At 42.8% G+C, this 22881-nt stretch carries 19 protein-coding genes; 8 read left to right on the top strand and 11 right to left on the bottom strand.

Features of this window, described 5'->3' with window-relative positions; translation table 11 throughout:
- The first annotated feature begins 140 nt into the window (after positions 1-140).
- On the top strand, positions 141-1658 hold the full coding sequence (locus tag RBI_RS15070; RefSeq protein ID WP_051706363.1) for a cohesin domain-containing protein: 1518 nt from the start codon (positions 141-143) through the stop codon (positions 1656-1658).
- A gap of 223 nt (positions 1659-1881) precedes the next feature.
- Here the strand turns inward: RBI_RS15070 and RBI_RS02735 are convergent, their stop codons facing one another.
- On the bottom strand, positions 1882-3507 hold the full coding sequence (locus RBI_RS02735; protein WP_038670836.1) for a helix-turn-helix domain-containing protein: 1626 nt from the start codon (positions 3505-3507) through the stop codon (positions 1882-1884).
- A 254-nt stretch (positions 3508-3761) separates the two neighbouring features.
- Here RBI_RS02735 and RBI_RS02730 point away from each other — a divergent pair, with 254 nt between their 5' ends.
- Entirely contained in the window at positions 3762-5228 is a 1467-nt protein-coding gene (locus RBI_RS02730) for a hypothetical protein (RefSeq protein WP_148303552.1), read from the top strand.
- Positions 5229-5295: 67 nt separating this feature from the next.
- On the opposite strand, the gene RBI_RS02725 is transcribed toward RBI_RS02730, so the two are convergent.
- The 3 genes from RBI_RS02725 to RBI_RS02715 are packed head-to-tail and all read right to left on the bottom strand — an operon-like array spanning position 5296 to position 7581.
- Positions 5296-6168 carry a DegV family protein gene (locus tag RBI_RS02725; RefSeq protein ID WP_038670832.1) on the bottom strand — a complete coding sequence of 291 codons (873 nt, stop codon included), beginning with the start codon at positions 6166-6168 and terminating at the stop codon, positions 5296-5298.
- Between the two features lie 27 nt (positions 6169-6195).
- Positions 6196-6702 (bottom strand): tRNA (cytidine(34)-2'-O)-methyltransferase, encoded by a 507-nt coding sequence (locus RBI_RS02720; protein ID WP_038670830.1) that lies wholly within the window; start codon positions 6700-6702, stop codon positions 6196-6198.
- Positions 6703-6723: 21 nt separating this feature from the next.
- Complete coding sequence (locus RBI_RS02715) at positions 6724-7581, bottom strand: pyridoxamine kinase (protein WP_038670828.1); 858 nt, start codon at positions 7579-7581, stop codon at positions 6724-6726.
- Between the two features lie 210 nt (positions 7582-7791).
- Between RBI_RS02715 and RBI_RS02710 the strand changes: the two genes are divergently transcribed.
- Positions 7792-8724: an IS481 family transposase gene (locus RBI_RS02710; RefSeq protein WP_038670827.1), complete on the top strand. Its 933-nt coding sequence runs from the start codon at positions 7792-7794 to the stop codon at positions 8722-8724.
- 271 nt (positions 8725-8995) lie between these two features.
- Positions 8996-10069, top strand: a complete 1074-nt coding sequence (locus tag RBI_RS02705) for a GGDEF domain-containing protein (protein WP_051706360.1) — start codon at positions 8996-8998, stop codon at positions 10067-10069.
- Positions 10070-10117: 48 nt separating this feature from the next.
- Here RBI_RS02705 and RBI_RS02700 read toward each other — a convergent pair whose 3' ends face one another.
- Positions 10118-10561 carry a hypothetical protein gene (locus RBI_RS02700; RefSeq protein ID WP_022288477.1) on the bottom strand — a complete coding sequence of 148 codons (444 nt, stop codon included), beginning with the start codon at positions 10559-10561 and terminating at the stop codon, positions 10118-10120.
- Between the two features lie 151 nt (positions 10562-10712).
- On the opposite strand from RBI_RS02700, the gene RBI_RS02695 reads away from it, so the two are divergent.
- Positions 10713-11930: a hypothetical protein gene (locus tag RBI_RS02695; RefSeq protein ID WP_038670825.1), complete on the top strand. Its 1218-nt coding sequence runs from the start codon at positions 10713-10715 to the stop codon at positions 11928-11930.
- Between the two features lie 69 nt (positions 11931-11999).
- A complete protein-coding gene (locus RBI_RS02690) occupies positions 12000-12401 on the top strand; it encodes a hypothetical protein (protein WP_117864865.1) in 402 nt (133 codons plus the stop codon).
- Between the two features lie 391 nt (positions 12402-12792).
- On the opposite strand, the gene RBI_RS13910 is transcribed toward RBI_RS02690, so the two are convergent.
- Together RBI_RS13910 and RBI_RS02680 are read right to left on the bottom strand one after the other, a co-directional pair.
- Positions 12793-15366 (bottom strand): right-handed parallel beta-helix repeat-containing protein, encoded by a 2574-nt coding sequence (locus RBI_RS13910; RefSeq protein WP_148303551.1) that lies wholly within the window; start codon positions 15364-15366, stop codon positions 12793-12795.
- Between the two features lie 243 nt (positions 15367-15609).
- Entirely contained in the window at positions 15610-16398 is a 789-nt protein-coding gene (locus RBI_RS02680) for a ZIP family metal transporter (protein WP_038670822.1), read from the bottom strand.
- A 226-nt stretch (positions 16399-16624) separates the two neighbouring features.
- On the opposite strand from RBI_RS02680, the gene RBI_RS02675 reads away from it, so the two are divergent.
- Positions 16625-18184 carry a DUF3794 and LysM peptidoglycan-binding domain-containing protein gene (locus tag RBI_RS02675; RefSeq protein WP_038670820.1) on the top strand — a complete coding sequence of 520 codons (1560 nt, stop codon included), beginning with the start codon at positions 16625-16627 and terminating at the stop codon, positions 18182-18184.
- 12 nt (positions 18185-18196) lie between these two features.
- Positions 18197-19672 (top strand): stage IV sporulation protein A, encoded by a 1476-nt coding sequence (spoIVA, locus tag RBI_RS02670; protein ID WP_022288481.1) that lies wholly within the window; start codon positions 18197-18199, stop codon positions 19670-19672.
- An 84-nt stretch (positions 19673-19756) separates the two neighbouring features.
- Here the strand turns inward: spoIVA and RBI_RS02665 are convergent, their stop codons facing one another.
- The 4 genes from RBI_RS02665 to RBI_RS02650 all read right to left on the bottom strand — a co-directional run bounded on the left by RBI_RS02665 (position 19757) and on the right by RBI_RS02650 (position 22876).
- Positions 19757-20095: a hypothetical protein gene (locus RBI_RS02665; RefSeq protein ID WP_022288482.1), complete on the bottom strand. Its 339-nt coding sequence runs from the start codon at positions 20093-20095 to the stop codon at positions 19757-19759.
- A gap of 21 nt (positions 20096-20116) precedes the next feature.
- The gene (prmA, locus tag RBI_RS02660) at positions 20117-21082 is read right to left on the bottom strand and encodes a 50S ribosomal protein L11 methyltransferase (RefSeq protein ID WP_022288483.1); all 966 of its coding nucleotides are present in this window, start codon (positions 21080-21082) and stop codon (positions 20117-20119) included.
- A gap of 177 nt (positions 21083-21259) precedes the next feature.
- The gene (locus RBI_RS02655) at positions 21260-21994 is read right to left on the bottom strand and encodes an ABC transporter ATP-binding protein (protein ID WP_038670818.1); all 735 of its coding nucleotides are present in this window, start codon (positions 21992-21994) and stop codon (positions 21260-21262) included.
- Positions 21995-22021: 27 nt separating this feature from the next.
- Positions 22022-22876 carry an ABC transporter permease gene (locus tag RBI_RS02650; protein ID WP_147338411.1) on the bottom strand — a complete coding sequence of 285 codons (855 nt, stop codon included), beginning with the start codon at positions 22874-22876 and terminating at the stop codon, positions 22022-22024.
- Positions 22877-22881: the final 5 nt, after the last annotated feature.

The raw sequence follows: 22881 nt of genomic DNA, 5'->3' as shown, positions 1-22881 counted from the left end.
AATCCTATTACGACAAAGGTAACAGAACTTGTAATATTTTATAATGAAATATTACAAATTAAAGACAAAACAATAGTAAACAAAATTAATCAAGAGCAAAATACTGACAGAAAAACACGATTTTGCAACGGAGGTATCAAATGAAAAAACTGAAAATAAACAAGGTGGCGCTGTCGGTGGCAACAGCGTTTCTTATGCTCACGAGCATTGTTTCCACGGTGGCTAGTGCATCAGGCGGAAACGAGATAAAGCTCACAAGCGACAAGAACTTTGCAAAGGCAGGCGACAGCATAAACGTAAAAGCGAGCCTTGAGCCTGATAAAACAGGCGTTGCAGGCTTCACTATAGACCTGCATTATGACCCGTCAAAGGTAACAGTATATGTGCCGACCGATGAGGAGAGCGAGAGTACATACAATGTGGGAAGCAAATTCTCTGTTATAACCAACTATGTTGCTTCATCAGGCACTATAAAAATAGTCGGTGCAAACCTTACAGGTTCTAACATAAAGGACAGAACAGACCTTGCCCTTGCGACTTTCAAGGTAAAGGACGGCGTAACAGGCAAGATAAACTATTGGGTAGAGGTTGAAACGATGGTGGCGGAAGCTGACGGTGGATACAAGTCAGTTTCATACTCAGCACCTACAGCGGGTTCACCGCTCACTGTCAGTGCAGGGGAGGAGATCACAACAACTCCTGCCACGACCACTACGACTGCTTCATCTAAGGCTGAAGCTACTACAACTACATCAAAGTCGACCACAACTACAACGACGACTACAGCAAAGACTACGACCAAGTCCGAAGCGACTACCACAACTACGGCTAAGTCTGAGAAAGTTACAACAACTACAACAAAGCCTGTTGAAACCACCACAACCACAACATCTGCACAGCCTGAGTCCGAACCGCTTTTCACACACAAGCAGGGTGACGCTGACTTCAACAGCGAAACTTCCCTTCAGTTCGGTTTCAAGCTTTCTGACTACATAACAGACTATTCACAGCATTACAATGTAAAGGTCAACGTAAAGTCATCAGGCAACGCAAGCGGTGCAGTCGGTGCGTTGGTTGACGGAAGCTGGTCTGCACAGAGCACGAAGCTCACAGGTGGCGAGGAAGCACAGTGGATATACTCAGATCTTGACCCTTCAAGAACAAGTGACGAGGTTTTCGTACAGCTTTATTACTTAAAGGCAAATGCAGATTTTCAGATAGCTTCCGTAGAAGTAACACCTGTCAAGGAAGCAGTTGACACATCAGCCGTTACAAAGGTCACAGCGGCAGAACCAAAGCCTGCTGACGATACAACGACCACAACGACTACAACAGCAAGCACAGAGCCAAAGGCTGACGAAAACACACAGCCTGAAAGCACCACCACAACAGCAGCCAGACAGCCTTCAAATGTCGGTGCGGCTGTTACTACAGTAAGCGAGGGCGACAGTTCGCAGAAGCTTACAGAATCACAGGCAACAGAAAAGATACAGCAGATAGTTGACGAGGCCTCATCGCAGGCTGACAGCTCAAAAGTAAATCCGTCAACAGGCGTTGAAATGACAAAGAACATTCTTACTGTCATTGCCGCAGGATATGTTATTTTTGCGATATTTGCATTTATCTTCAACAGATTTGCCGCAAAGGACGAAGAATAATAACCGAATATATTTCTTTTGGCTATAAAAACGGACGTTTCCGATGGAAACGTCCGTTTTTCGTCAGGAACACCAAGGGGATAGTATGATCCTGCATTTTATTGATCTTCTATAACAGGCGGAATGAAATTCTCTAAGGCGCTGAGAAGCTTCGGATGTCGTATAACAAAATGTATAGCAGGCGCGTTACCCTTTGATATCATCGCCCACTGACCTTCATGGATCAGTATTTGCAAATTGCAGAAGGTCTGCCGCTTAGCATATTAAGGCTATAGTTTTCATGTGTCTGTGCATAGCGTTCTGTGCTTTTTAAATGTGCAGAATAATCATCATAGCTGTAAAGAACATCACTGGCACAGAATACACCCGACAGGTCAAGGGCATGGGGACGTGTTTCAAATTCCTCTCGGGAAAGACAGCATATCTCGTCCTCTATGGTCATGGTTTCCAGTATGCTCTCAACTCGCTTTTTACGCTCGCTGACATAAGCTTTTATATCTCTGCCCCGGCGGTCGTCAATGCCGTTTCTGTCAAGTATACTATCGAGCAGGTCATTATCCATAGTATAAACAGGCAGAGCAGATAAAATACTCCTGCGCCCGCCACGTCTGTGAGAGTCGGCAGTGAGAAAATCGCTGAAATCTTTTTCCCTGTCACTTCGGTATATCTCCATAAGCGGGCAGGCGTTTGAAAGCAGATCATTGGCACGTTTACGATAATATCCAAGCTCCTTTTTGGACTTGGTCAGATAATATCTGCCCTCGCTGTGAAAGCCTGCCACGGCTTCCCCTGAAAGAGCCGCCGCACCTGACACCTTCAGCAAATGCAAAAAAGCATTATTCTGTACGTTTTTCAAATAGTAAGGTGCTATCTGCCCCGTCATATACATCGGTATCCAGCTTTCAAGACCAAGCATCATATCTTCTAAGGAGCGGTCAAGATTATGTATCTGACAAAGGTGCAGACCCTTTTTAAGCATCAGAGCCATACCGAACATCCACTTCTTCGGAAATTCGGGATCATCAGCCATTTCCTTCATAGGCATATCACTGTACATTATCACAGGCTCATTAGAACGTGACAAGACTGTGGCTTTCAGAAAATCAAGCTCACTTTCCATCATTTCCTTGATGCCAAAATAACTTTTTGACACAGGAAGCTGAAAAGGCAATGCAGGTACTTTCATTTCATCAAAACGTATCGCCTTTATGTATTCGTTCAGGTCAAACTCATCAAGCTTATCAAGAAACTTTTCAATTCCACCGCTTTTTATCTCTCTGCTCTGTCTGGCATGATCGCTGAACAGCCATTTGCATATCACTTCATAACGCTGTGACACATCCTCTATATCATTTTCATTACAGCCCACAAGCTGTGCGACCGCTGATATCTCTGTGGGAGTTCTAAGCTCCCTTGCAGTAAAGTCTGCTATTGCGGCGACAAAGCGTTCAGGGTCGGCAGGCTTTCTAGTGCCGTTCCGTATACGGAAAACGGTGGAAACATCATAATTTATCTCCTTGCACATACGCTTGATGTTTATATCAAGGGCTGAGATAAGGGTATTGAAATTTTGCCGCATAGACTCTCTGTCGGCAGGTATGATATCTTCACAGTCAAGAAAGGCTCTTTTTATGTTCTCCCTTGTCATATCGCCATAGCCTTTTTCCCTTGCCACAGCCTCAAGAGCGTTGCAAAGCCCGTCAAACGCCACAGTGTCTATCTCAGGTATTCTCTCTCCGCTTCTGTATCTGCTAAATGTTGAGGGAGATATCCCTGACAACTCACAAAGCTCCTTTGCCGTGCAGGAAAGCTGTTCTATATACTTACCAAGCTGTTCGCAAAACTTCATTTTAACGATCCCTCCCGCTGTCATATGGTATTACGTTAATTATATATCATATTTATCAAAAAAGGAAGTCCCCCACGATATATAATTTCAGAATTGGCATATGACTATTATGAAATAAATCACAAATTTATTCATAGATTTGTTATAATGTGATAAAGGATATCACATTAGGGAAAATACAAAGTAATGGAGGTGTGCTTATAAGATAGTAGCGAACATGAGAAAAAATATAATATCAAAAGGAGATGTATATTATGAAAAAAAAGACCACAAAACTGCTGACAGCCTTGTTTACGCTGTGTATAGTGCTGACACTGATGCCAATGACAGCGTTTGCAGATCCTGAAACGTATGCTGTTAAATTTTACCCCGGAGATCATGGGACCATGACCAAAAACGACCAGATCCCGTTTGTGTATTATGGCATTGACGATGATGTTAACAAGCCATACTACTACAAGCTTAATGTATCCGAAACAGAAACTCTCAGCTTTGCCGGCAGCATAATCAATGTTTTGTCACCAAATCCAGGCTATGAGTTCGCCTACTGGACAGCCGATGCTGCCGTCTACCAGGTCGACGGTGATACTCCCATTTCTGCTGGCACCGCTCTTTCCTCTGATCAAATACAGAGCAAAATTACCGTGAAAAGTGATGTGACGTTCACAGCTCACTTTAAGCAGATATCTGAATATCCTGACAGATCAGAGATCACCAATGCCACTATTGAAGATGTTAGGTTTAATTATGGGGCTGGCGATACAACTGAGACATCGGCTTTTGTAACACCAGTAGACTATGAAAAATACGATGTGGCTTATGAATGCTGGCAGCAATTTGAAAACAATGAACCTGTTGCCGCATGGTATTCTGACAATGGTTCGCACGGCTCTTTGCCAACCTTCACAAAATTTGAAGGCGGCAAAAAATATGTGTATTCCCTTATGCTTAAACCAAAAGACGGATATTCCTTCAGCAGCGAAACTATAGTTACTGTAAACGGGCAGAAAGTGTCCGCTCATTTCGTCGATGGCTTCATGTATGTCCCGGCTGTTAAAACGATCACTGCATCTACGGTGACAGTCATAGACGTGGTGGAGATCAACGACGCCACCATCAACTTCAAGGACGGCGACAAGCCCGTGTTTACAGGCAATGTGCCAGACGGCGCAAACTATGCGCTCCGAGCTGCGTGGTGGGAGCTTGACAGCAAGACCGGTCTGATCTCTACAGAGCCAGAGTGGGGAAGCGAAATTTATGAAAACAAGATCACCGCTTTTGAAGCCGGAAAGACTTACTATTATGGTGTGTATGTGACGGCTGTTGGTTTTGTTGAGAGTGAAAATACCTCTTACATATTCGGACCTGATACTAAGCTGAAGATCAACGGCGAATTTGTGAATTACAAACGCTATGAAAATGATACGAGCGACGGCTCTGACGGCACTATGTGGGTCATCACTGACCTTACTATGACGCCAAAGGCAAATGATACAAGCTCTGACAACAGCGATACAAATTCAGACAACAAAGACACAAGTTCAAACAACAGCACAAATACAAACAGCAACTCAAACACTGACAGCAAGACCCCTGCCAAGAACAACGCAGGAAGCACAAATCCTAACACAGGCAATAATGTTAGCGGTATACTGCTTACATTCGTTATAGCTGGAAGCGGACTTGTAGTTGCAGGCAGAAGATCACGCAAAAACAAATAACAACATGAGCTGACAAAAAACGGGCGTTTCAAAGCGAAACGTCCGTCTTTTTATATCCATATCAAACTTACTTGTTCTGTGCCTTAAAGATAACGCCCGTCACCTTTGGACCTGCGTTTATTGCAATTGCCGCACCTATCTGGAAACACTCCACAGGTGGATAGCCCACCTTCTTCGTCATAGCCTGTGCCATTTCGTCCCTGACGCTCTCGTCATTGCCGTAAACGATGCAGTAAGGTGTCTGCGGTATCATTTCCTTTACAGTCAGGTCAAGTATCTTTGGCACAATAGCCTTATCGCCTCTTACCTTTGTTTCTGTAACGATAGCATGGTCATGTATCCTCATGATAGGTCTAAGACCCATTACCTCGCCCACGAAAGCTGCCGCAGAAGGTATCCTTCCTGACTTCTTTGCATATTTGAGTGTATATGGGGCAAAGAAAATAACGCAGTTCTTTATCCAGTCCTCCATAAATGCCACGATATCAGCCGCAGGAACGTCCTTTGTGGCTTTCATTGCGCCCTGAACTACTGCATAGCCATACGCTCCTGAGTAGCTCTCGCCGTCTATATTGTATATAGTGAACTTGCCCTTTGCTTCAGGGTGAGCGGAATAAAACTCCTCTGCCGCCATAACAGCGTTGTTGTATGTTGCCGAGCCTTTTGAGTTTATGGTAGTGTTTATAACATCAGTATAGCCCTCGCTGTAGAGCTTCTCAAAAGTTTCCTGATATTCAAAAGCTGTTATCTGCGATGTAACAGGTATGCCGTCAAAATCGTCGAGCATTTTGTAGAATTTCTCGTTGTCGAAATCTATCCTTGATGTGTAGCTGTCATCACCCATTGCCACCTTGAAATTCATTATCTGGATATCCAGCTTCTTTTCAAGCTCCTCAGTGATATCGCTCGCTGAGTCGGTAAGAAGTTTTATTTTTGCCATAAATTCACCCTCCGTTTTTTATTTATTTTATTCGTCCCATGTATATTGCGTCAGCTTGCCCTCTCTGCCAAGATCGGGATAATCCCACTGTCTTAACACCTCATAGCATGCTATCGCCACTGAGTTTGACAGATTAAGGCTTCTGAGCGTTTTCCTCATTGGTATCCGCACACAGCTTTGGGGATTTTCATAAAGCAGTTTCTCAGGCAGCCCCTTGTCCTCCCTGCCGAAAATTATATACACTTCCCTATCCTGCGGATAATCCACATCTGAGTGTACCATTCTGCCCTTTGTGGTAAAAAAGTAAAACTCACCACTGTTTTTGGAGAAAAAGTCGTCAAGGTCGTCATACTCATGTATCTCCAGCTTATCCCAGTAATCAAGACCTGCACGCTTTAGCTTTTTGTCGCTTATCTCAAAGCCGTAAGGCTTCACAAGATGCAGTGCCGCACCTGTCACTGCACAAGTCCTTGAAATATTGCCTGTGTTCTGCGGTATCTGCGGCTCTACAAGCACGATATTAAGTCTGTTCATCTTCGGTAACACTTCCTGATATCACAAATTCGTATAGTCCCTAAGCTCCTGATAGCTTGTGAGCCAAGGAAGCTGACCCTCCAGCATAAGACCGTCTGTCCATGGGGTCTGGTAGCTGTATGTAGTCTTGACAGTAAGCTCTGTGAACGCTGTGGCTCTGTTCATTGCGATAGGCAGGCTGTCACCCTTGAGAAGTCCTCCAATAAGAACACTTGTGAACATATCTCCCGTTCCTGAATAGTGTGCAGGAACATAATCATTCTTTATTTTCCAAAAGCTGTTATTTTCTTTGTCATAGCCTACAGTTGACATTCCGCCGTCTGCAAGATTTACGCTTGTGATAACAACGATCTTTGCGCCCTGCTTTGAAAGCCTTACAAGCCATGATTTTATCTCAGAGCTGCGCATTGAAGCCGTAGGATATTCCTCACCAAGAAGTATAGCCGCCTCTGTGAGGTTAGGCGTGATTATATCCGCCACCTTTACAAGCTCGACCATACGGCTGCAAAGCTCCTTTGTGTAAGTCTTATATGCCTTTCCACCGTCACCCATAACAGGGTCTACGACCTTCAGGGCGTCAGGAAAAGCCTCGAAAAACTCAAGACAGTGGTCTATCTGCTCGCTTGAAGCTAGAAACCCGCTGTACACACAGTCAAATTTCATATCCATTTTTTTATAGTGTTCCAATGCAGGCTTCATAAAGTCTGTAAGATCTCTCATAACAAACTCGCTGTAGCCAGTGTGTGCCGAAAGCACAGCCGTAGGCACAGGACACACCTGAATACCCATAGCGGAAAGCACAGGTATCACCACTGTTAGCGAACACCGACCAAGACCTGATATATCCTGAATGGAAACAACCTTTTTACAACCCTGCATAATAAAACCCTCTTAAAAAATACTCATAAACATTATTATAACATATCCATCAGGATTTTTCAATAGCCCATGGCTTGCCGGCAATATTTTTTTCTGTAGTGCTACAATAGATATTGGACAAAATTAAGAAAAAAGAAAAGAGAGATAGGCAAAAATCTGATAAAATAAAGTTACCACACAAATACAAATCAGAAAGGAAGCCTATCTCTCATGAATAGTATAACACAAGATATGAAGTTTCGTCAATCCTTAATGAATTACGCAAAGAAATATGGAGTGAGCCGAGCGAGCAGAAAATACAATAAATCACGTTCATATATATATTTCTGGCTGAAACGCTGGGACGGAAGTGTGGAGTCCCTCGCAGTTAAATCACGCCGACCGCATCATCATCCCAACGAGCATACCAAGGAAGAAATAGATCTTATCAAAAGGTATCACAAACGAAACCCAACGCTTGAGCTTCCCGAACTATGGCATCGTCTCAGAAAACAAGGGTATACACGCTGTCTTGAAAGTCTTTACAGGGTTATGAAAAAACTAGGAATGCTTCCGAAAAAGCCGAAGAAAGCGACGTATAAACCAAAGCCATACGAGCAGATGACATACCCCGGAGAGCGTATTCAGGTGGACGTAAAGGTAGTTCCGAGAAAGTGTATAGCTGACTCTGAGATGAAGCTGTACCAATACACGGCGATCGATGAGTATACCAGGATAAGATTTTTATACGGATATGAGGAGCAAAGCACCTATTCTTCAGCAGACTTTGTAAAAAGGCTGGTGAAATGGTACAAACGCAGAGGAATAACGGTGAAATGTATTCAGACCGACAATGGATTTGAATTTACTAACCGCTTTTCGCCAAGCAAAAGAGACAAGAAAACGCTGTTTGAGAATACGCTCTCACAACTTGGCATTGAACACAAACTCATTCGTCCATATACGCCCAGGCACAATGGCAAAGTAGAGCGCAGTCACCGAGAAGATCACAACAAATTCTATTCGTGCCATAGGTTTTATTCCTGCGACGACTTAAACGTGCAGCTAGCTGCACGTTTAAGTCGAACAAACAACCGTCCTATGCGTCCCCTCAAATGGTTTTCGCCTATCGAATTTCTTAATAATAGTGTCCAATATGATTGACAAACCTACACCATGGCTTGCCGGCAATATTTTTTTCACTATATTTTTTCATATTGTTCATATCAATATAATATGATTTATGCGCACTATGAAAAGCAACAAAAAAGTGCCATTTTTCGCACTTTTTAGGCTAGCACCTACAAAATTCATCATGATAATTTGTACAAATTTAGTCTTGCAAAAACGTTTAAAATAGTATATAATATATCTGTTAAAGTAAAGTGATTTTGTTTATAACATCAAACCAAATATCAAAGAAAGAAACAAATGTATGAAAATAAAAAAAGAAATAAACCTCTTTGCAGGAATGTTCACCGCAGAGGAAATATATCGCTATGGTGATATCATACTGCTGTTAGGTCATATAATATATCTTGTGCTGTTTTATCGGTTCGGAGTATACCAAATGGTATATTATAACTATTTCAGCGTAGCATTCTATGCAGTGATGTATTTCCTGCTTCATTTTAAGAAGATAGGCAAAATATCATTTACTTACCTTGTGCTTGGCGAGATAATAGTACACGCCTGCATGGGTGCTTATTACATAGGCTGGTCAGCAGGATTTACGCAGATAATGCTGTGTATAATACCTATTCCATTTTTCATTTCACAAAACAGGAAAGCGATACCATATATACTTTCGTCCTTTGATGTTGTAGTGTTCATAGTCATGCGTATCATAGTCACAAACAGGGTCGCACCTTACAGCTTTGATACCAACAGAGAGAATATCTTATACATTTACAATACTCTATGCAGCTTTATTATAATTATCTATGTATCTTCCATATACATTTTCACAAATGAGCATAACAAGCGTGAAGCAAAAGCACAGAACGAAAAGCTTCAAAAGCTCGCTACTATCGACCCACTCACTCAGCTTTTCAACCGCCGTGCCATGATGGATTTTATCAAAAAGATAGAAAGCAACAGCCGCAGGACAAACAGCGTATATTCTATGTGTTTGGGCGATATCGATGATTTCAAGCACGTTAATGATACATATGGTCACGAAGTCGGTGACGAGGTTCTTAGAGTGGTATCAGATGTTATAGCTGGAAACGTGCCTAGCGAGGGCTATGTGTGCCGTTGGGGCGGTGAGGAAATACTATTCGTTGTGCCAAATACAGACACAGAAAGCTGTGAGAAGATAGCAAAGAGCATTTGCCAGAAAATACATGAGTGTACATTTAAGGAAAATTCTCGAAGTTTCAATATATCCATGACTTTTGGAGTTTACTCAGTGACTCCGAACGAAAACTATGACGAGGGTATCTCAAAAGTGGATAAGTTGCTATACAAGGGCAAAAATCAGGGCAAAAACTGCGTTGTATCTAAATAAAATCAAGGCAGCCGTGTAGGAAAAACTCCACGGCTGCCATTTTCATGCCTATTTTGCAGAGAGATATCCTCTCATGTCTACAGAAAGGCGTTCCTCAAGACATATAAGCTCCTTGGCAATGTTCTTGGACTTCTCATCTGCCGCCTTATAATTGTTGAGATATCCAGACAGGGACTTCACGCCCATATTACAGCCGTCTGTTATAAAATCTGCCACAGCGTCGTCACTGCTCTCTGCCGCAAGCTTGAAGTTGGTTTTAAGCCATGCCATGCCCTTTGCCATAGCAGGCGGCTCTTTTCCGCTGTCATGATATGAATTTAAAAGTCCCTGAAGCTTCTCTTGTATCTCCACATGCCCTGCAAGATTTTTCTCTAAAGTTCGCTTTAGCTCTCCGTTTGAAGTGTATTTCAGCGAATCCTCAATAGACTGCACACCCATTTTTATTCCTGCATCGCACTCCCTGAGAAGCTTTATTGTATCCTTTTCTATCATCTAAGTTCGCTCCTTTCATAATTGCAAATAGTTTTCCACAAAAATTTCTCTTTATGCCTGAATAAATTCAGCAAAACCATTGAAAAATCTTTAATTCTGTGATATAATTTCTTCATGGCTTATGCCTGAAGTATATAAGGGGGTATTTTAAATGGGAGAACACAAACATTACAAAGAGTCGGGCAAATTCAGCCCAGTTGGAGCAGTGCTCATGGTGCTTGCAACGGCAGTATGCGGCGGATTGCTTTTCTGGCTCTATCTGCTTTTTGAGGGCTGGTGCACTATCATCTATCTCAATGTTATCGCTGCGATAGCGGTGTCATGCGCACTTGGCTTTGTGGGAGGAAAGATAGTCAGAGCATTCAAAATGCGAAACACAGTGGTGGCAGTTGCCTGTGCAGTGGTGGGCTTTTTATTAGCCTCATATTTTAAATGGGCGCTGTATGATTACAACGATCTGAAAAAATATGGCTATGAACTTATGGGTGAATACACAGCCTATGATTATTATGACGAGCTGAATATGCTTTTTGATGAAAACACAGACGGCTTCGGTGATTATTATGACTTTTATCACCAGACCAAGGCATATGATCTTTTCAGCAACGATTCAACAGGCGATTTCACAGACGAGGACATTGCCACGATGCAGAAAAAGTCTGTATGGCAGTTTTTCGAGCTTGACAAGCTTCTTGGCAAGGATAAAAAATCCGCACAGAAAAGCCTTGAAAAGTCATACACCATGAACGCATATGACTACACCTACGATTTCAGGAAGTATGACAAGACAGGTCTTTTTGACATAATCGCACACCCGTCTGACCTTTGGAATGATATAAAGTCTATCAACAAGGAGGGTCGCTGGTCTTACAAGTCATCACATTCATCAAGAGATAACGGCTCGCTTGTAAACGGCACGATCTTGTGGATAGTATGGGGCAGTGAATTTATCCTTCTGCTGGCTTTCCTTGTGGGCGGTGTGAGAATCAAGTCAAAAGAGCCTTTTATAGAGTCTGAGGACGATTGGGCAGAATACAAAAACCTCAAGGATGCATACAAATTCATGGTGCCTGAGGACATAAAGTCATTTAAGGTTTCAATGGAGCAAAGCCCTTACACGCTTTTTGATTATCAGACGGCTGTTACTCAATTCCTGCCTACATATATGGTGATAGATTGCTATGTGAGCAAGTCAGGCAATGAGAATTATCTAACAGTTTATCAGCAGACGATCAACCCTAAGAACAAAAATCCTGACACAAAGGTGCTTGTGAAAAACCTCTTTGTTGACGGTGATTTCATGAACAGGCTCTATTCCCTTGCAAATTTTGCTCCGCAAATGCAGGACGTTCAGCAGACTCCGCAGTAAAGATAACAAAATAAAGACATACAAAACAGGATGACTTAGATTTCATCAAAAGGGGATATGATTATTATAATGAAATATGTTAAATATGTATTGATGAGTTTCATATATGCTCTTTTGTTTAATTTAACTGCATATTTAGGAGCAGGGATAGCTTCTGTTATTTCTATATTTATTTTTTTTATTCTTTATGCAGCGGTACAGTTGGCTTTTTTTGTTAAGTTAAGCAGCCATAATATAAAAATATATTGTTTGGGTGTTATATTGACCATTTGTTTTTCTGTTATAATCGGTTATATATTTTACGATACTGATTTTTTTATTCATATATTTATGGCTTTCAATGGTGATTATGGAACACCTAATGCAGGAAGCGGCTTCGGTATGATTCTAAGTTATAGTCTTAATGGGATAGCATTACTTTGTTCAATTCTAATTGGTATATATAATATACTGACTAATCGACAGCAATAAGTCTAAATAGTTCAATCTAAGTTAGGTGGTATAGAGCATCCTCAATATTTACAGAGTTATTATATTTTTTCTGCTCATTTTTTGCGAATAATTTTAATTAATGTAGGTGTCTGGGTTCAGCAATATTTTATACATATCATAACTAGGAGGAATTGTAGTGAAAAAAATAGCATAGTAGCTGTTATATTTACATTGATTGTTTCTATGTTTTTATCTTCACGAAACATTGTATATGCGGCAGAAGATAAAGCAAGGGCGATAACAATTCATATGCAAGGACTATCTGATGAGGCGTATTATGTTGATCTTCTAAAGATAACAAAATAAAAACATATAAAAAACACGGCTGAAAAAAGTATCAGCCGTGTTTTATTATGCCAATTTTTATATTTTACAGCCAAGCGCCGTAAATAGTTTCCCCTGTAAGCTCACGATATGAGCGCACTCTAAGATCCAACATATCTGCTCTCGCCTTTGCAATGACCTGTGAAGGTGAATTGTAGTTCACCACTATGGCAGGCTCTCTGTGAGATGTGTGGTCAAGCTTATCCTTGACCGCTTCTGCTACCTCATAGCCCTGTGATTTCATTGTAGGCTTGCCCGTAACGATAGACTTGCGGTTAAGCTCCTGCGGCTTTATGACCATCACATTGTCAGACTTTAGCATTATGTCAAACTGAAAATCAGCCGAGTCGCAATACTGACCAATGCCTATAACCGTCACCTTTGCAGTTCCAATGTTCACGTTGTCAGAGTAAACTGTTCTGTAATCAACGTCAGGAATAAGCGTTTCTCCGTCTACAAAAACGTCAAATATCTGTGTTCTCTCCTTGCCAGTGTATGACATAGAGCCACGCATATTTGTGGTACAGCCCACAATAGTGAGCTTTGTTTTTATGCTCATATCTGCACTGTCGCTTCCCTCTTGGACACTGTCAACAGTGTCAAGAAAAGCTTTCACTTTATAAACATATCTTGTTTTTGGAACAAGTCCATAGTCTGTAAATGAAGTGCCGTCTGTTACAGTTGCTATCTGCTCAAACTCTGCGTCCTCAGCGTCGGTCTTTCTGTAAACATAATAGCCGTCAGCCTGCGACACCTCGTCCCATGTTAAAGTTAGCTTATCAGAGCAGATATCCTGCGACTTTACGTTATCAGGTGCGTTCAGAAGCACTGCCGCACTGCCTGTGACGTAAACATCGCCCTTGCTGTTGTCAGCAAAGCTGTTTCCGCTTATTTTAACCTGAGATTTCTTATTAGCTTTTATTCCGTAGCCTTTATTTTTATTACAGGTGTTGTTGAAAAATTCCACAGAAGCGCTGTTGTCAGCCATAAGACCGCTAAGACCGTTTTCTTCAAGGATATTGTCAGAAGCCTTACCGCTTCCGGCGGTGAATATAAGTCCGTGATTTTTAGACTTCTTAACAGTGTTTTTTCTCACATCTGCCTTAGCTTCTTTGGTTATCTTTATGCCGTTGGAGCCTGCGGAGGTTATAGTATTGCCTGATATGGTATTTTTATCAGAACCGCCTGAAACATAAACTCCCGACACGCCTGGCTTTTTAATGGTATTTGAGCTTACCTCATTGCCTGAACCACCGCTTATATAAACGCTGTTCTGCTTTGTGCCTGTAAGCTTATTTTTGGTCACAGTCACCTGTGACGATTCACTGAGCCATATAAGATCCATGGAATAATTATATCTGTCATAGTCATAGCTTATATCGTTAGAACCTATGAAAATTCCCGAAACGTCCGTGAGCCTTACTGCCGAACCAGCTGTTTTTATAGCGTTGTCTACTATCTTCACGCCCTTTACGGTATAGTTGTAATCAGGGTGTGAGTATGACTTTTCAAGCTTCTTGCCGAATATCTGGATAGCATACGGCTGGGGATAATAATATGTACCCACAACGGTTATGTCGTTGTTTCTTATTATGGTGTTGGCATTATCGTCAAGACGATCCTTTATGCCTGCATAGCCTGAATTAGGCACATGGAAATTTGCATTTTCATAATCGGTCATGTACTTGAAATCTATGGCACAGCCAACGTTTTTCATAGTATTGTTTTCGATTATACATTTTTTATGATTAATAAGTACGATAGCTGTTCCGCTCATATTATAAAATGAGTTGCCTGATATAAGTGTATTAGTATAATATACACCAAGACAAGCTGAATGTGAGCCAAGACCTCTTATAAGGTCATGGAATTTGTTGTTCTTTATTACAGCATTGTCGCAAGGGGTATCATCAAAAGGCTCATACGCCGGGAAAACATCACTGTTACTTATGGTATCCAGCTGTATAGCCTCTTTCTGAGATGTTCCCGTATAACCGTGAAAATCGCAATCCTCGACAGTGATGCCCTTTACACCGCCTATCTCAACATGATGACCATTGTAATTGTTTTTTATCTCAACGTTCTTTATCCAAAGGTTTTTCATGTGACCAAATCTCATATTAGAAAATGGTCTTGAAGTAGGCGAAGGGTTGCCGTCCCAACAGCCGCCCTCGATAACGATATTTCTCTCGCTGCCATATCCGCCTGCACCGTTTGCCTGAGCGTTCTTTATCATACAGCCCTTGTCAAAATTTCTGACGATAGTCGCTCCGTCCTCAAGATACAGCCAAGTGTTTGAATATATCTCCAAAAGCTTGTCTATCCTGTATTTTCCTTTCGGAACAACGACCTTTATCTGCACAGAGTTGGAGCCGTTGTCAATGGCATAGTCAAGGGCTTTCTGTATCGCCTTTGAGGAGTCTTTCTTTCCCTTTTTGTCTGCGCCGAAGTCAACAACATTCACTTCAAGCGCTCCCGAATATCCGCTTATTTCCGCTCCACTGGCTTTTGTGCCGGTGATAGTGGAATAATCATAAGCAAAGCACCTTACTGTCATAAGCATAATGGCGAGTAAACACGCCGCTACAAAGGCAATAAAGGTGCGAGTTATCTTTGTCAATTCTCATCTGTCCTTTCGTTGTCTTAGGGTTATCGCTGCTCTCTTTTTGTTCTTTTTATCTTTTTAGCAGAACATATTTTACACATATTCAATTATACCAAATCATGCCCCGTTTGTCAACCGAAAAACGTCAAAAAGACCAAAGCAATAACTCACAAAGTCAACACATGATACTTGTGCGTTATCACAACAAAAAAACTGCGGTGAAAAATCTCACCGCAGTTTTTTAACAAATATGCCTTTTTATCCTAGCGCCACATCAAGTATCATCATAAGCAAGAAGCCTAGCATTACGCCAACTGTTCCCATGTGACCTTCCCCAAGATGCGCTTCGGGGATAAGCTCCTCCACCACCACATAGAGCATTGCTCCTGCGGCAAAGGCAAGAAGCCACGGAAGAAGCGGTTGGATAGCACCTGCGGCAAGAACGGTGAGAAGTCCGAAAACAGGCTCAACAATTCCTGAAAGAGTGCCAAGGCCGAATGCTTTCGCCCTGCTCATGCCCGATTGCCTCAGTGGCAGTGCGATAGCCGCACCCTCCGGAAAGTTCTGTATTCCCATGCCTATGGCAAGTGCGATAGCAGAAGCCAGCAGTACCGAGCTGTCATTATGTGCCGCCAGTGCAAAGGCAAGACCCACTGCCATGCCCTCCGGGATATTGTGCAGTGTGATAGCGAAAATAAGCATTCCCGAACGCTTTAGCCCCCTGCGGACGCCCTCTTCCCTTTCAGGCTCAGGTAAAAAATAAGGCATTGCCTTGTCAAGCCCCATAAGAAACAGCACGCCTAGCGCAAAGCCGCCTGCGGCAGGTATCCAGCCTATCCTGCCGAGAGCTTCCGCCTCGTTTATGGCAGGGATAAGCAAGCTCCACACGCTTGCGGCTATCATAACGCCTGCGGCAAAGCCTAAAAAGGCTTTCTGCACCTTTTCGCTCTGCCCCTCTTTTCTCATGAAAAAGACCACAGCCGCACCTAACGTCGTCATAGAGAATGTAAAGCCCGTGCCTGCCGCAGCCCAAAGTAGACCATTCATACTATTATGTTTCCTTTCAGACAGTATTATGTCAGATACAATGACATATCTTAGTCTATGAAAAGCCTTTACGCTGTGTGAAAAAGCCTCTGACGACAAAATACATTAAATTTGTCTGAGATTTTCAGAATATGACCCGTCCCAAGTGAATATAATGTTCTCAGCAGGGCATTACAAGCCCTTTACGATCGTATGATCAGTTTATTTTTAGGAGGAAACAGACAAGATGAACACTATGGATCTTAAGCTTAACAGAGAGATGCTGTCAATGACACGGACTATCCTTGACGCCTCCTGCGAGCAGGCTGTGGAAAAGGATTTTCTGCTGCCCGACTATTATCCTGATATTTTCAGGGTACTAAAATGCGTTATCACACCAACAGTACAGAGCCATTCCATAAACGGCGGAAAGCTCAGCTTTGACATGGCAGTGCTCATAAGAGTGCTTTACATCAGCCAGAACGACAAGCGGATAAACTGCATCGAGCAGAAAATGAACTACACAAAGTCTTTCGACCTGCAAGGGGATTGCGGCGATCCTATGATATGGCTCACGCCAAAATGCGATTATGTCAACTGCCGTGTGGTAAATCAGCGCAGACTTGATATCAGGGGTGCTGTGACTATCCACGCAAATGTGACGGGCGAAGTAACTGTGCCTATAGTCACAGACGCATTCGGCTGCGGCATTCAGCTTAAAAAGGTTGCTGTTACATACCCTGCAAAACGTCTTACCGCTGCAAAGCGTATCACACTAATAGAGGAATTGCAGCTTTCTGCGGCAAAAGCCCCTGTTGGCACTATCCTGCGGACAGATTGCCGCATTATCCCACAGGAACACAAAATGATAGCAGGCAAGCTTGTGACAAAGGGCGACGCTGAGATAATGATGCTTTACTCCTGCGTAACTACCGATGGAGAAGAAACCGCTGAAACAATGCGGTTTACTCTGCCGTTCTCACAGATAATCGACATAGACGGCATTGACGATACTTTCACCGCAGATGTGAGGATAACCCCTGCAGGCTGCGATATCATACCAAAGTCTGACGATTCTGGCACACTTGAATGTGAGCTTGTGCTTCTTGTGAACTGCGTTGCCAAAAAGCTTTCCACCTGTGAGATCGTCACAGACGCATACTCCACCTGCTTTGAGTGCGAGGCTGAAAGGTGTGAAAGCAAGCTTGACAGCGAAAGCATAAAGTTATCTGACAGCCACAGTGTTACTGCAAAGCTTTCCTGCCAGGATGGTGAGATACGCTGTGTTCACGACAGTTGGGCGACCCTTTCCAATGTGACATCAAGGCTTGACGAGGAAAAGAAAGCCTTTATCATTTCAGGAAGCGTGACGTTCTGTATTATCGGCAGGAACGAGGACGGCACTCCCCTTTATCTTGAAAACGATTCGCCTTTTGAGCATGAGATACCCATTCCGGAGAATGTCAATGGTGAGATATCCATATCCCCTGAACTGTGCATAGAAAACTGCACATACTATCTTGCAGACGAAACAACAGCTGAGCTTAAAGCCGATATCAAGATAGGCGGCGAAATGACTATTCAACAGACAGGGACTATGATATCAGAGCTTAGGGTACTCACAGATAAGCCGAAAGAGAAAAATGACAAATACGCTCTGAAAATATGCTACTGCAATGAGAGCGATGACATCTGGGAGATAGCGAAAAAATATTCAACTTCCATAACAGCAATACTTGAAGAAAACGAGCTTACCGACGATAAAATATCAAAACAGGGAATGTTGCTTATCCCATTAATGAACTAGGAGGACAGACACATGAAAAACGATATTTACACCGACATTGCCACACGGACGGGGGGCGATATCTATATAGGCGTGGTAGGTCCTGTCCGCACGGGAAAATCCACCTTTATAAAGCAGTTCATGGAGCAGTTCGTTATACCGAACATTGAAAGCGACTACCGCAAGGAGCGTGCCATTGACGAGCTGCCACAGTCCTCCGCGGGCAAGACTATCATGACCACTGAGCCTAAGTTCATTCCTGAGGAAGCTGTGAACATCACCCTAGAGGGCGGAGCAAGCTTCAACGTGCGAATGATAGACTGTGTGGGCTACATAATCCCAAGCGCCATAGGCTACATTGAGAATGAAGCCCCGAGAATGGTGGTCACACCGTGGTTTGACACGGAAGTACCTTTCAACATGGCGGCTGAGGTGGGAACGCAAAAGGTCATAACAGAACATTCCACCATAGGTCTTGTAGTGACAACAGACGGCAGTATCACCGACCTGCCCCGTGAAGAATACGAGGAATGTGAGGAGCGTATAATCGACGAGCTGAAGCAGATAGGCAAGCCGTTTGTGGTGCTTATGAACACCACTGAGCCTTACTCTCAGCAAACAAAAGACCTTTGCGAACAGCTTTCCGACAAATATGGCACTACAGTTATGCCTATAAACTGTTTGGAGCTTTCGGAAAAAGAGATAAAAGAGATACTTACGCTTCTGCTATACTCTTTCCCTGTGAAAGAGATAAACATTTCAATGCCCTCATGGATAAACTCTCTTGACAAGGGACACTGGCTGAAAGAAGCGGTTTTCGGACATATCAAGGAAGCGGCTTCGGCTGTGACAAATCTTCGTGACATTTCAGACTGTGCCGAAAAGATATGCTGCTGTGAGCAGGTGTCCTCAGGCTCGGTGGCTGAGATAGACCTTGGAAAAGGCTCGGCAGTCATAAAGGTGGAGCTTGACCCTGCGCTGTTTTTCAGGATAATAGGCGAAGCCACAGGGCTTGAGATAAAGGACGAAAACGACCTTATGCCAAGAATTTTGGAGCTTGTGAAGATAAAAGAGCGGTTCTCGAAATTCAGCTCTGCTCTTGATGAAATGGAGAAAACAGGCTACGGAATCGTTATGCCTGAAATGAACGAGCTGACCCTTGATGAGCCTGAGATAATAAAGCAGGGTGGAAAATACGGCGTAAGGCTCAAAGCCGCCGCACCAGCCATTCACCTGCTGAAAACCACTATCAACACCGAGGTCGCACCTATCGTCGGTTCAGAAAAGCAATCTGAGGAGCTTGTGCTTTATATGCTCAACGATTTTGAGGAATCACCTGAAAAGATATGGGAGTCAAACATTTTCGGCAAGTCACTCCACGAGCTTGTGAGCGAGGGTCTGCACACAAAGCTTTCAAAGCTTCCTGAGGACGCACGCATGAAGATAAAGGAAACTATCGAGCGCATGATAAACGAGGGCTGTTCGGGACTTATCTGTTTTATTCTCTAAGAGTTTCATAAATGAAAATAAACTGATCCACAAAAAAAGCGTTACACTGAGAAAAGTGCAACGCTTTTTATCTTGTATAAAGTGTTAGTTTACGCCCTCTGCAAAGCTGATCGGCACACCGAAAAGCACACCTGCGTTAGGCTGTGAAAGGTCGCCGGTAACATCAGTTATCGCCTTTCTTGCAACATCTACCTGATCGTCTGCAACGGCAACGAAAATTGTCTTGCCCTTTTGTGCAGCGTCCTCGCCGCTGAGAATAGATCTCAGAACGCCGATCATAGGCAGATTATCCATTGTAGAAATAGATTTCGCCATTCCCACGCTGTCAATGACCGTTCCTCCTCTTATGCCTGCCTGTGCCAGCGAACGCATGATTTCGTCTACTAACTCGATTCTCTTGATAACCAAAAACAATAACTGCATTTTGATCCGTCCTTTCATCTCTTATTTCCTGAATGACGCAGCCACCCAGTCTTCTTTTTCTCTTATCTCAATAAGCTCAAAGCCCTCTGCTTTAAGCCTGTCAAGCACCTCATCTTTTCTCTGGTCGATTATACCTGAAACTATGAGCGTTCCGCCGTCTTTGATAAATCCGCCGAAAATCCCGCTCATGCCTATAAGAACATCTGCCACGATATTTGCACAAAGCAGGTCATAGCCTGTACCTATCTGCTCCACCAGAGCCTTATCGTCTATGATATTTCCGCAGTAAGCTGTATACTTTTCTGCGCTTATATGGTTTTTCTCTGCATTTTCCTTTGCTATCTTAACAGAATTTTCGTCAACGTCCACCGCTGTTGCACTTTCAGCACCAAGGAGCAATGCGCCGATAGAAAGTATTCCGCTTCCGCACCCAAGGTCAAGTATCCTGTCGCCCTCATGGAGATTTTTCTCCACAAGCTCCAGACAAAGCTGGGTTGTGTTATGCTGACCTGTGCCGAAAGATGAGGCAGGGTCTATTTCCAGTATCTTTCTCTTTTCACCCTCAGCGACCTTTTCCCATGACGGCTTTATAAGAAGCTTTTCGCCAACGCAAAGAGGCTTGAAATACTGTTTCCAGTTGTTCGCCCAATCCTCTTCCTTGACGTTTTTAAGCTCATATTCAAGCCTGCCGAACTCATTGTTCACGTCACGCTTTTTGAGCGCTTTAAGCTCCAGCTTCATAGCTTCAAGATTTTCAAGACCCTGAGCGTTCTCAGGGAGATAAACTGTCACTGTAGTTTCACAGTTTTTTAGACCCATAAGGTCATCATCTATATAATCCCAGTTGCCGTCCTTATCATCAAGAAAGTCCTGAAAATCCTTTGCGTCCTTGATAACAAAGCCGTTTATACCCATTCCAAGCAGACTTCCCGTTACTGCTTCGATTCCTTCTGTTGTGGTATATATATCCATTTCAACCCAATTCATAATATCAATTCCTTTCGATAATATCTCATTATAACACATTTTTGCGATTTTGTAAAGCTTTTTGACTATGATTTATTACACAAAATTAAATATTGATAATTGTATATACTTATCAAATATCAACTATAACAGGTGTAAACAAAAAGCTTCCCGTCAAAGAACGAAAAGCTTTCATGATCATTTTTTCTTATCGTAAGCGTCAAAGGCTTCCTCAACAGTGCCGTCCACCTGCACCTTGCCGTCTTTTAGGAATATCGCCCTTGTGCAAGTTTCCTCGATAGCCTTGCGTGAGTGGGAAACGAACAGTACCGTTACACCAGTGGCGATAACATCATTTATCTTGTCACGGCACTTCTTCTGAAAGTCTGCGTCGCCAACGCTCAATGCCTCGTCAACAACGAGGATATCAGGCTTGATATTTATATTGATAGCAAAGCCAAGACGCATTTTCATTCCGCTTGAATATGTTCTTACAGGTTGGTCGATATACTCTCCAAGATCTGCAAAATCAATTATATCCTGCTCTATCTCCTTTATCTGATCGTCATTAAGACCAAGTAGATAGCCCTTTAGATAGATATTTTCCATACCCGTCATATCCAGTGAAAAGCCTGCTGTAAGCTCAAGCAATGCGGCAACCTTTCCTCTTACAGTGATAGTGCCGCTGTTTGGAAAGCTTACGCCTGTTATCATTTTCAGAATGGTCGATTTTCCCGCACCGTTCTTTCCGATAATTCCCACAGACTCGCCTGGGTATATCTTGAAGCTCACGCCTTTAAGGGCAGGGTGCTTCTTTACTCCCCTGTTTTTTGTGAAAATAGCCTTAAAGCGTGCCTTTTCGTTTTTATATAAAAAGTATTCTTTTTTTACGTCCAAAAATTCAATAATTGGCTCAGTCGCTTGATTTTCCATTTAAAAGTCAGTTCCTTTCAGCCTTTGTTACAGAACGTCAGGAAGTATCTTCCTGAACTTCTTATAGGTGTGCGCTCCGAGGAATATCATAAAGATAAACTCCGCATAGAACACTATAGTTTCGGTGGTATAGTTAGAATCAAAAATAAACGTGTCTGTAAGAAAGCTCTTTCTATAGCCGTTTACAAAATAGTTTATAGGGTTGAAATACATGAGCTTTCTCAGCCACAAAGGCGAGATATCATATGTGTTCCAGAATATACCTGAAAGCCAGAAAAGTCCTGTTATAACAGAGTTTATAAGATTTTCAAAATCCTTGCTGAACGCACTGAGAGGAGCAGTCATCCACGAAAGCACAAGGAAGAAAAAATACATCATCAGCGCATAATAAATAAACTGAAGATTGTAAATACTCGGTCCAAAGCCCAGACACAGCAACACCACATACATTATAGCACACAGCAAAATGTGGATATAAAGTCCCGAAAGTGAGGTAAAGGTCATGATATTTGAAACAGGGAAGGACAGCTTTGTTACAAACTGCTTGTTGCTTCTTATTGACCTCGATCCTCCAACGATACATTCTGAAATATAAAACCATGGCACATAGCCGGTGAGCATGAAAACGAACTGAGTATACTTTCCGTTAATGAAATGCACTCCACCGTTTCTTTTTAGACCTATCTCAAATGCAAACCACAGTATAAACAGGGTAAAGGTCGGCTTGATAAGCGCCCAAATCGGACCTAACGCTGCGCCCTTATACTTCTTTTTCAGCTCGTTCACCGACAACATTCTTATCTGTCTGAGCTTTCCCTTATGCTCCTTCAATATCTGGGTAAGCCCGAACCAATCAAACTTTTTTCCTTCTATTTTTATCATCTCCG

This window comes from Ruminococcus bicirculans (ex Wegman et al. 2014) (genome assembly GCF_000723465.1).
GTDB lineage: Bacteria > Bacillota > Clostridia > Oscillospirales > Ruminococcaceae > Hominimerdicola > Hominimerdicola aceti.
The sequence above is the reverse complement of the archived record's forward strand: the minus strand, read 5'-3'. Positions and strand labels throughout refer to the sequence as shown.

What these genes read in the sequence shown, in the direction of transcription:
- RBI_RS02665 (WP_022288482.1), bottom strand. Translation starts at nt 20,095, where the DNA reads ATGCAGTTATTGTTTTTGGTTATCAAGAGAATCGAGTTAGTAGACGAA.
- RBI_RS02650 (WP_147338411.1), bottom strand. Translation starts at nt 22,876, where the DNA reads ATGATAAAAATAGAAGGAAAAAAGTTTGATTGGTTCGGGCTTACCCAG.
- RBI_RS02695 (WP_038670825.1), top strand. Translation starts at nt 10,713, where the DNA reads ATGGGAGAACACAAACATTACAAAGAGTCGGGCAAATTCAGCCCAGTT.
- RBI_RS02735 (WP_038670836.1), bottom strand. Translation starts at nt 3,507, where the DNA reads ATGAAGTTTTGCGAACAGCTTGGTAAGTATATAGAACAGCTTTCCTGC.
- RBI_RS02655 (WP_038670818.1), bottom strand. Translation starts at nt 21,994, where the DNA reads ATGGAAAATCAAGCGACTGAGCCAATTATTGAATTTTTGGACGTAAAA.
- RBI_RS02705 (WP_051706360.1), top strand. Translation starts at nt 8,996, where the DNA reads ATGAAAATAAAAAAAGAAATAAACCTCTTTGCAGGAATGTTCACCGCA.
- RBI_RS02680 (WP_038670822.1), bottom strand. Translation starts at nt 16,398, where the DNA reads ATGAATGGTCTACTTTGGGCTGCGGCAGGCACGGGCTTTACATTCTCT.
- RBI_RS15070 (WP_051706363.1), top strand. Translation starts at nt 141, where the DNA reads ATGAAAAAACTGAAAATAAACAAGGTGGCGCTGTCGGTGGCAACAGCG.
- RBI_RS02710 (WP_038670827.1), top strand. Translation starts at nt 7,792, where the DNA reads ATGAATAGTATAACACAAGATATGAAGTTTCGTCAATCCTTAATGAAT.
- spoIVA (WP_022288481.1), top strand. Translation starts at nt 18,197, where the DNA reads ATGAAAAACGATATTTACACCGACATTGCCACACGGACGGGGGGCGAT.
- RBI_RS02720 (WP_038670830.1), bottom strand. Translation starts at nt 6,702, where the DNA reads ATGAACAGACTTAATATCGTGCTTGTAGAGCCGCAGATACCGCAGAAC.
- RBI_RS02715 (WP_038670828.1), bottom strand. Translation starts at nt 7,581, where the DNA reads ATGCAGGGTTGTAAAAAGGTTGTTTCCATTCAGGATATATCAGGTCTT.
- prmA (WP_022288483.1), bottom strand. Translation starts at nt 21,082, where the DNA reads ATGAATTGGGTTGAAATGGATATATATACCACAACAGAAGGAATCGAA.
- RBI_RS02730 (WP_148303552.1), top strand. Translation starts at nt 3,762, where the DNA reads ATGAAAAAAAAGACCACAAAACTGCTGACAGCCTTGTTTACGCTGTGT.
- RBI_RS02675 (WP_038670820.1), top strand. Translation starts at nt 16,625, where the DNA reads ATGAACACTATGGATCTTAAGCTTAACAGAGAGATGCTGTCAATGACA.
- RBI_RS02700 (WP_022288477.1), bottom strand. Translation starts at nt 10,561, where the DNA reads ATGATAGAAAAGGATACAATAAAGCTTCTCAGGGAGTGCGATGCAGGA.
- RBI_RS02690 (WP_117864865.1), top strand. Translation starts at nt 12,000, where the DNA reads ATGAAATATGTTAAATATGTATTGATGAGTTTCATATATGCTCTTTTG.
- RBI_RS02725 (WP_038670832.1), bottom strand. Translation starts at nt 6,168, where the DNA reads ATGGCAAAAATAAAACTTCTTACCGACTCAGCGAGCGATATCACTGAG.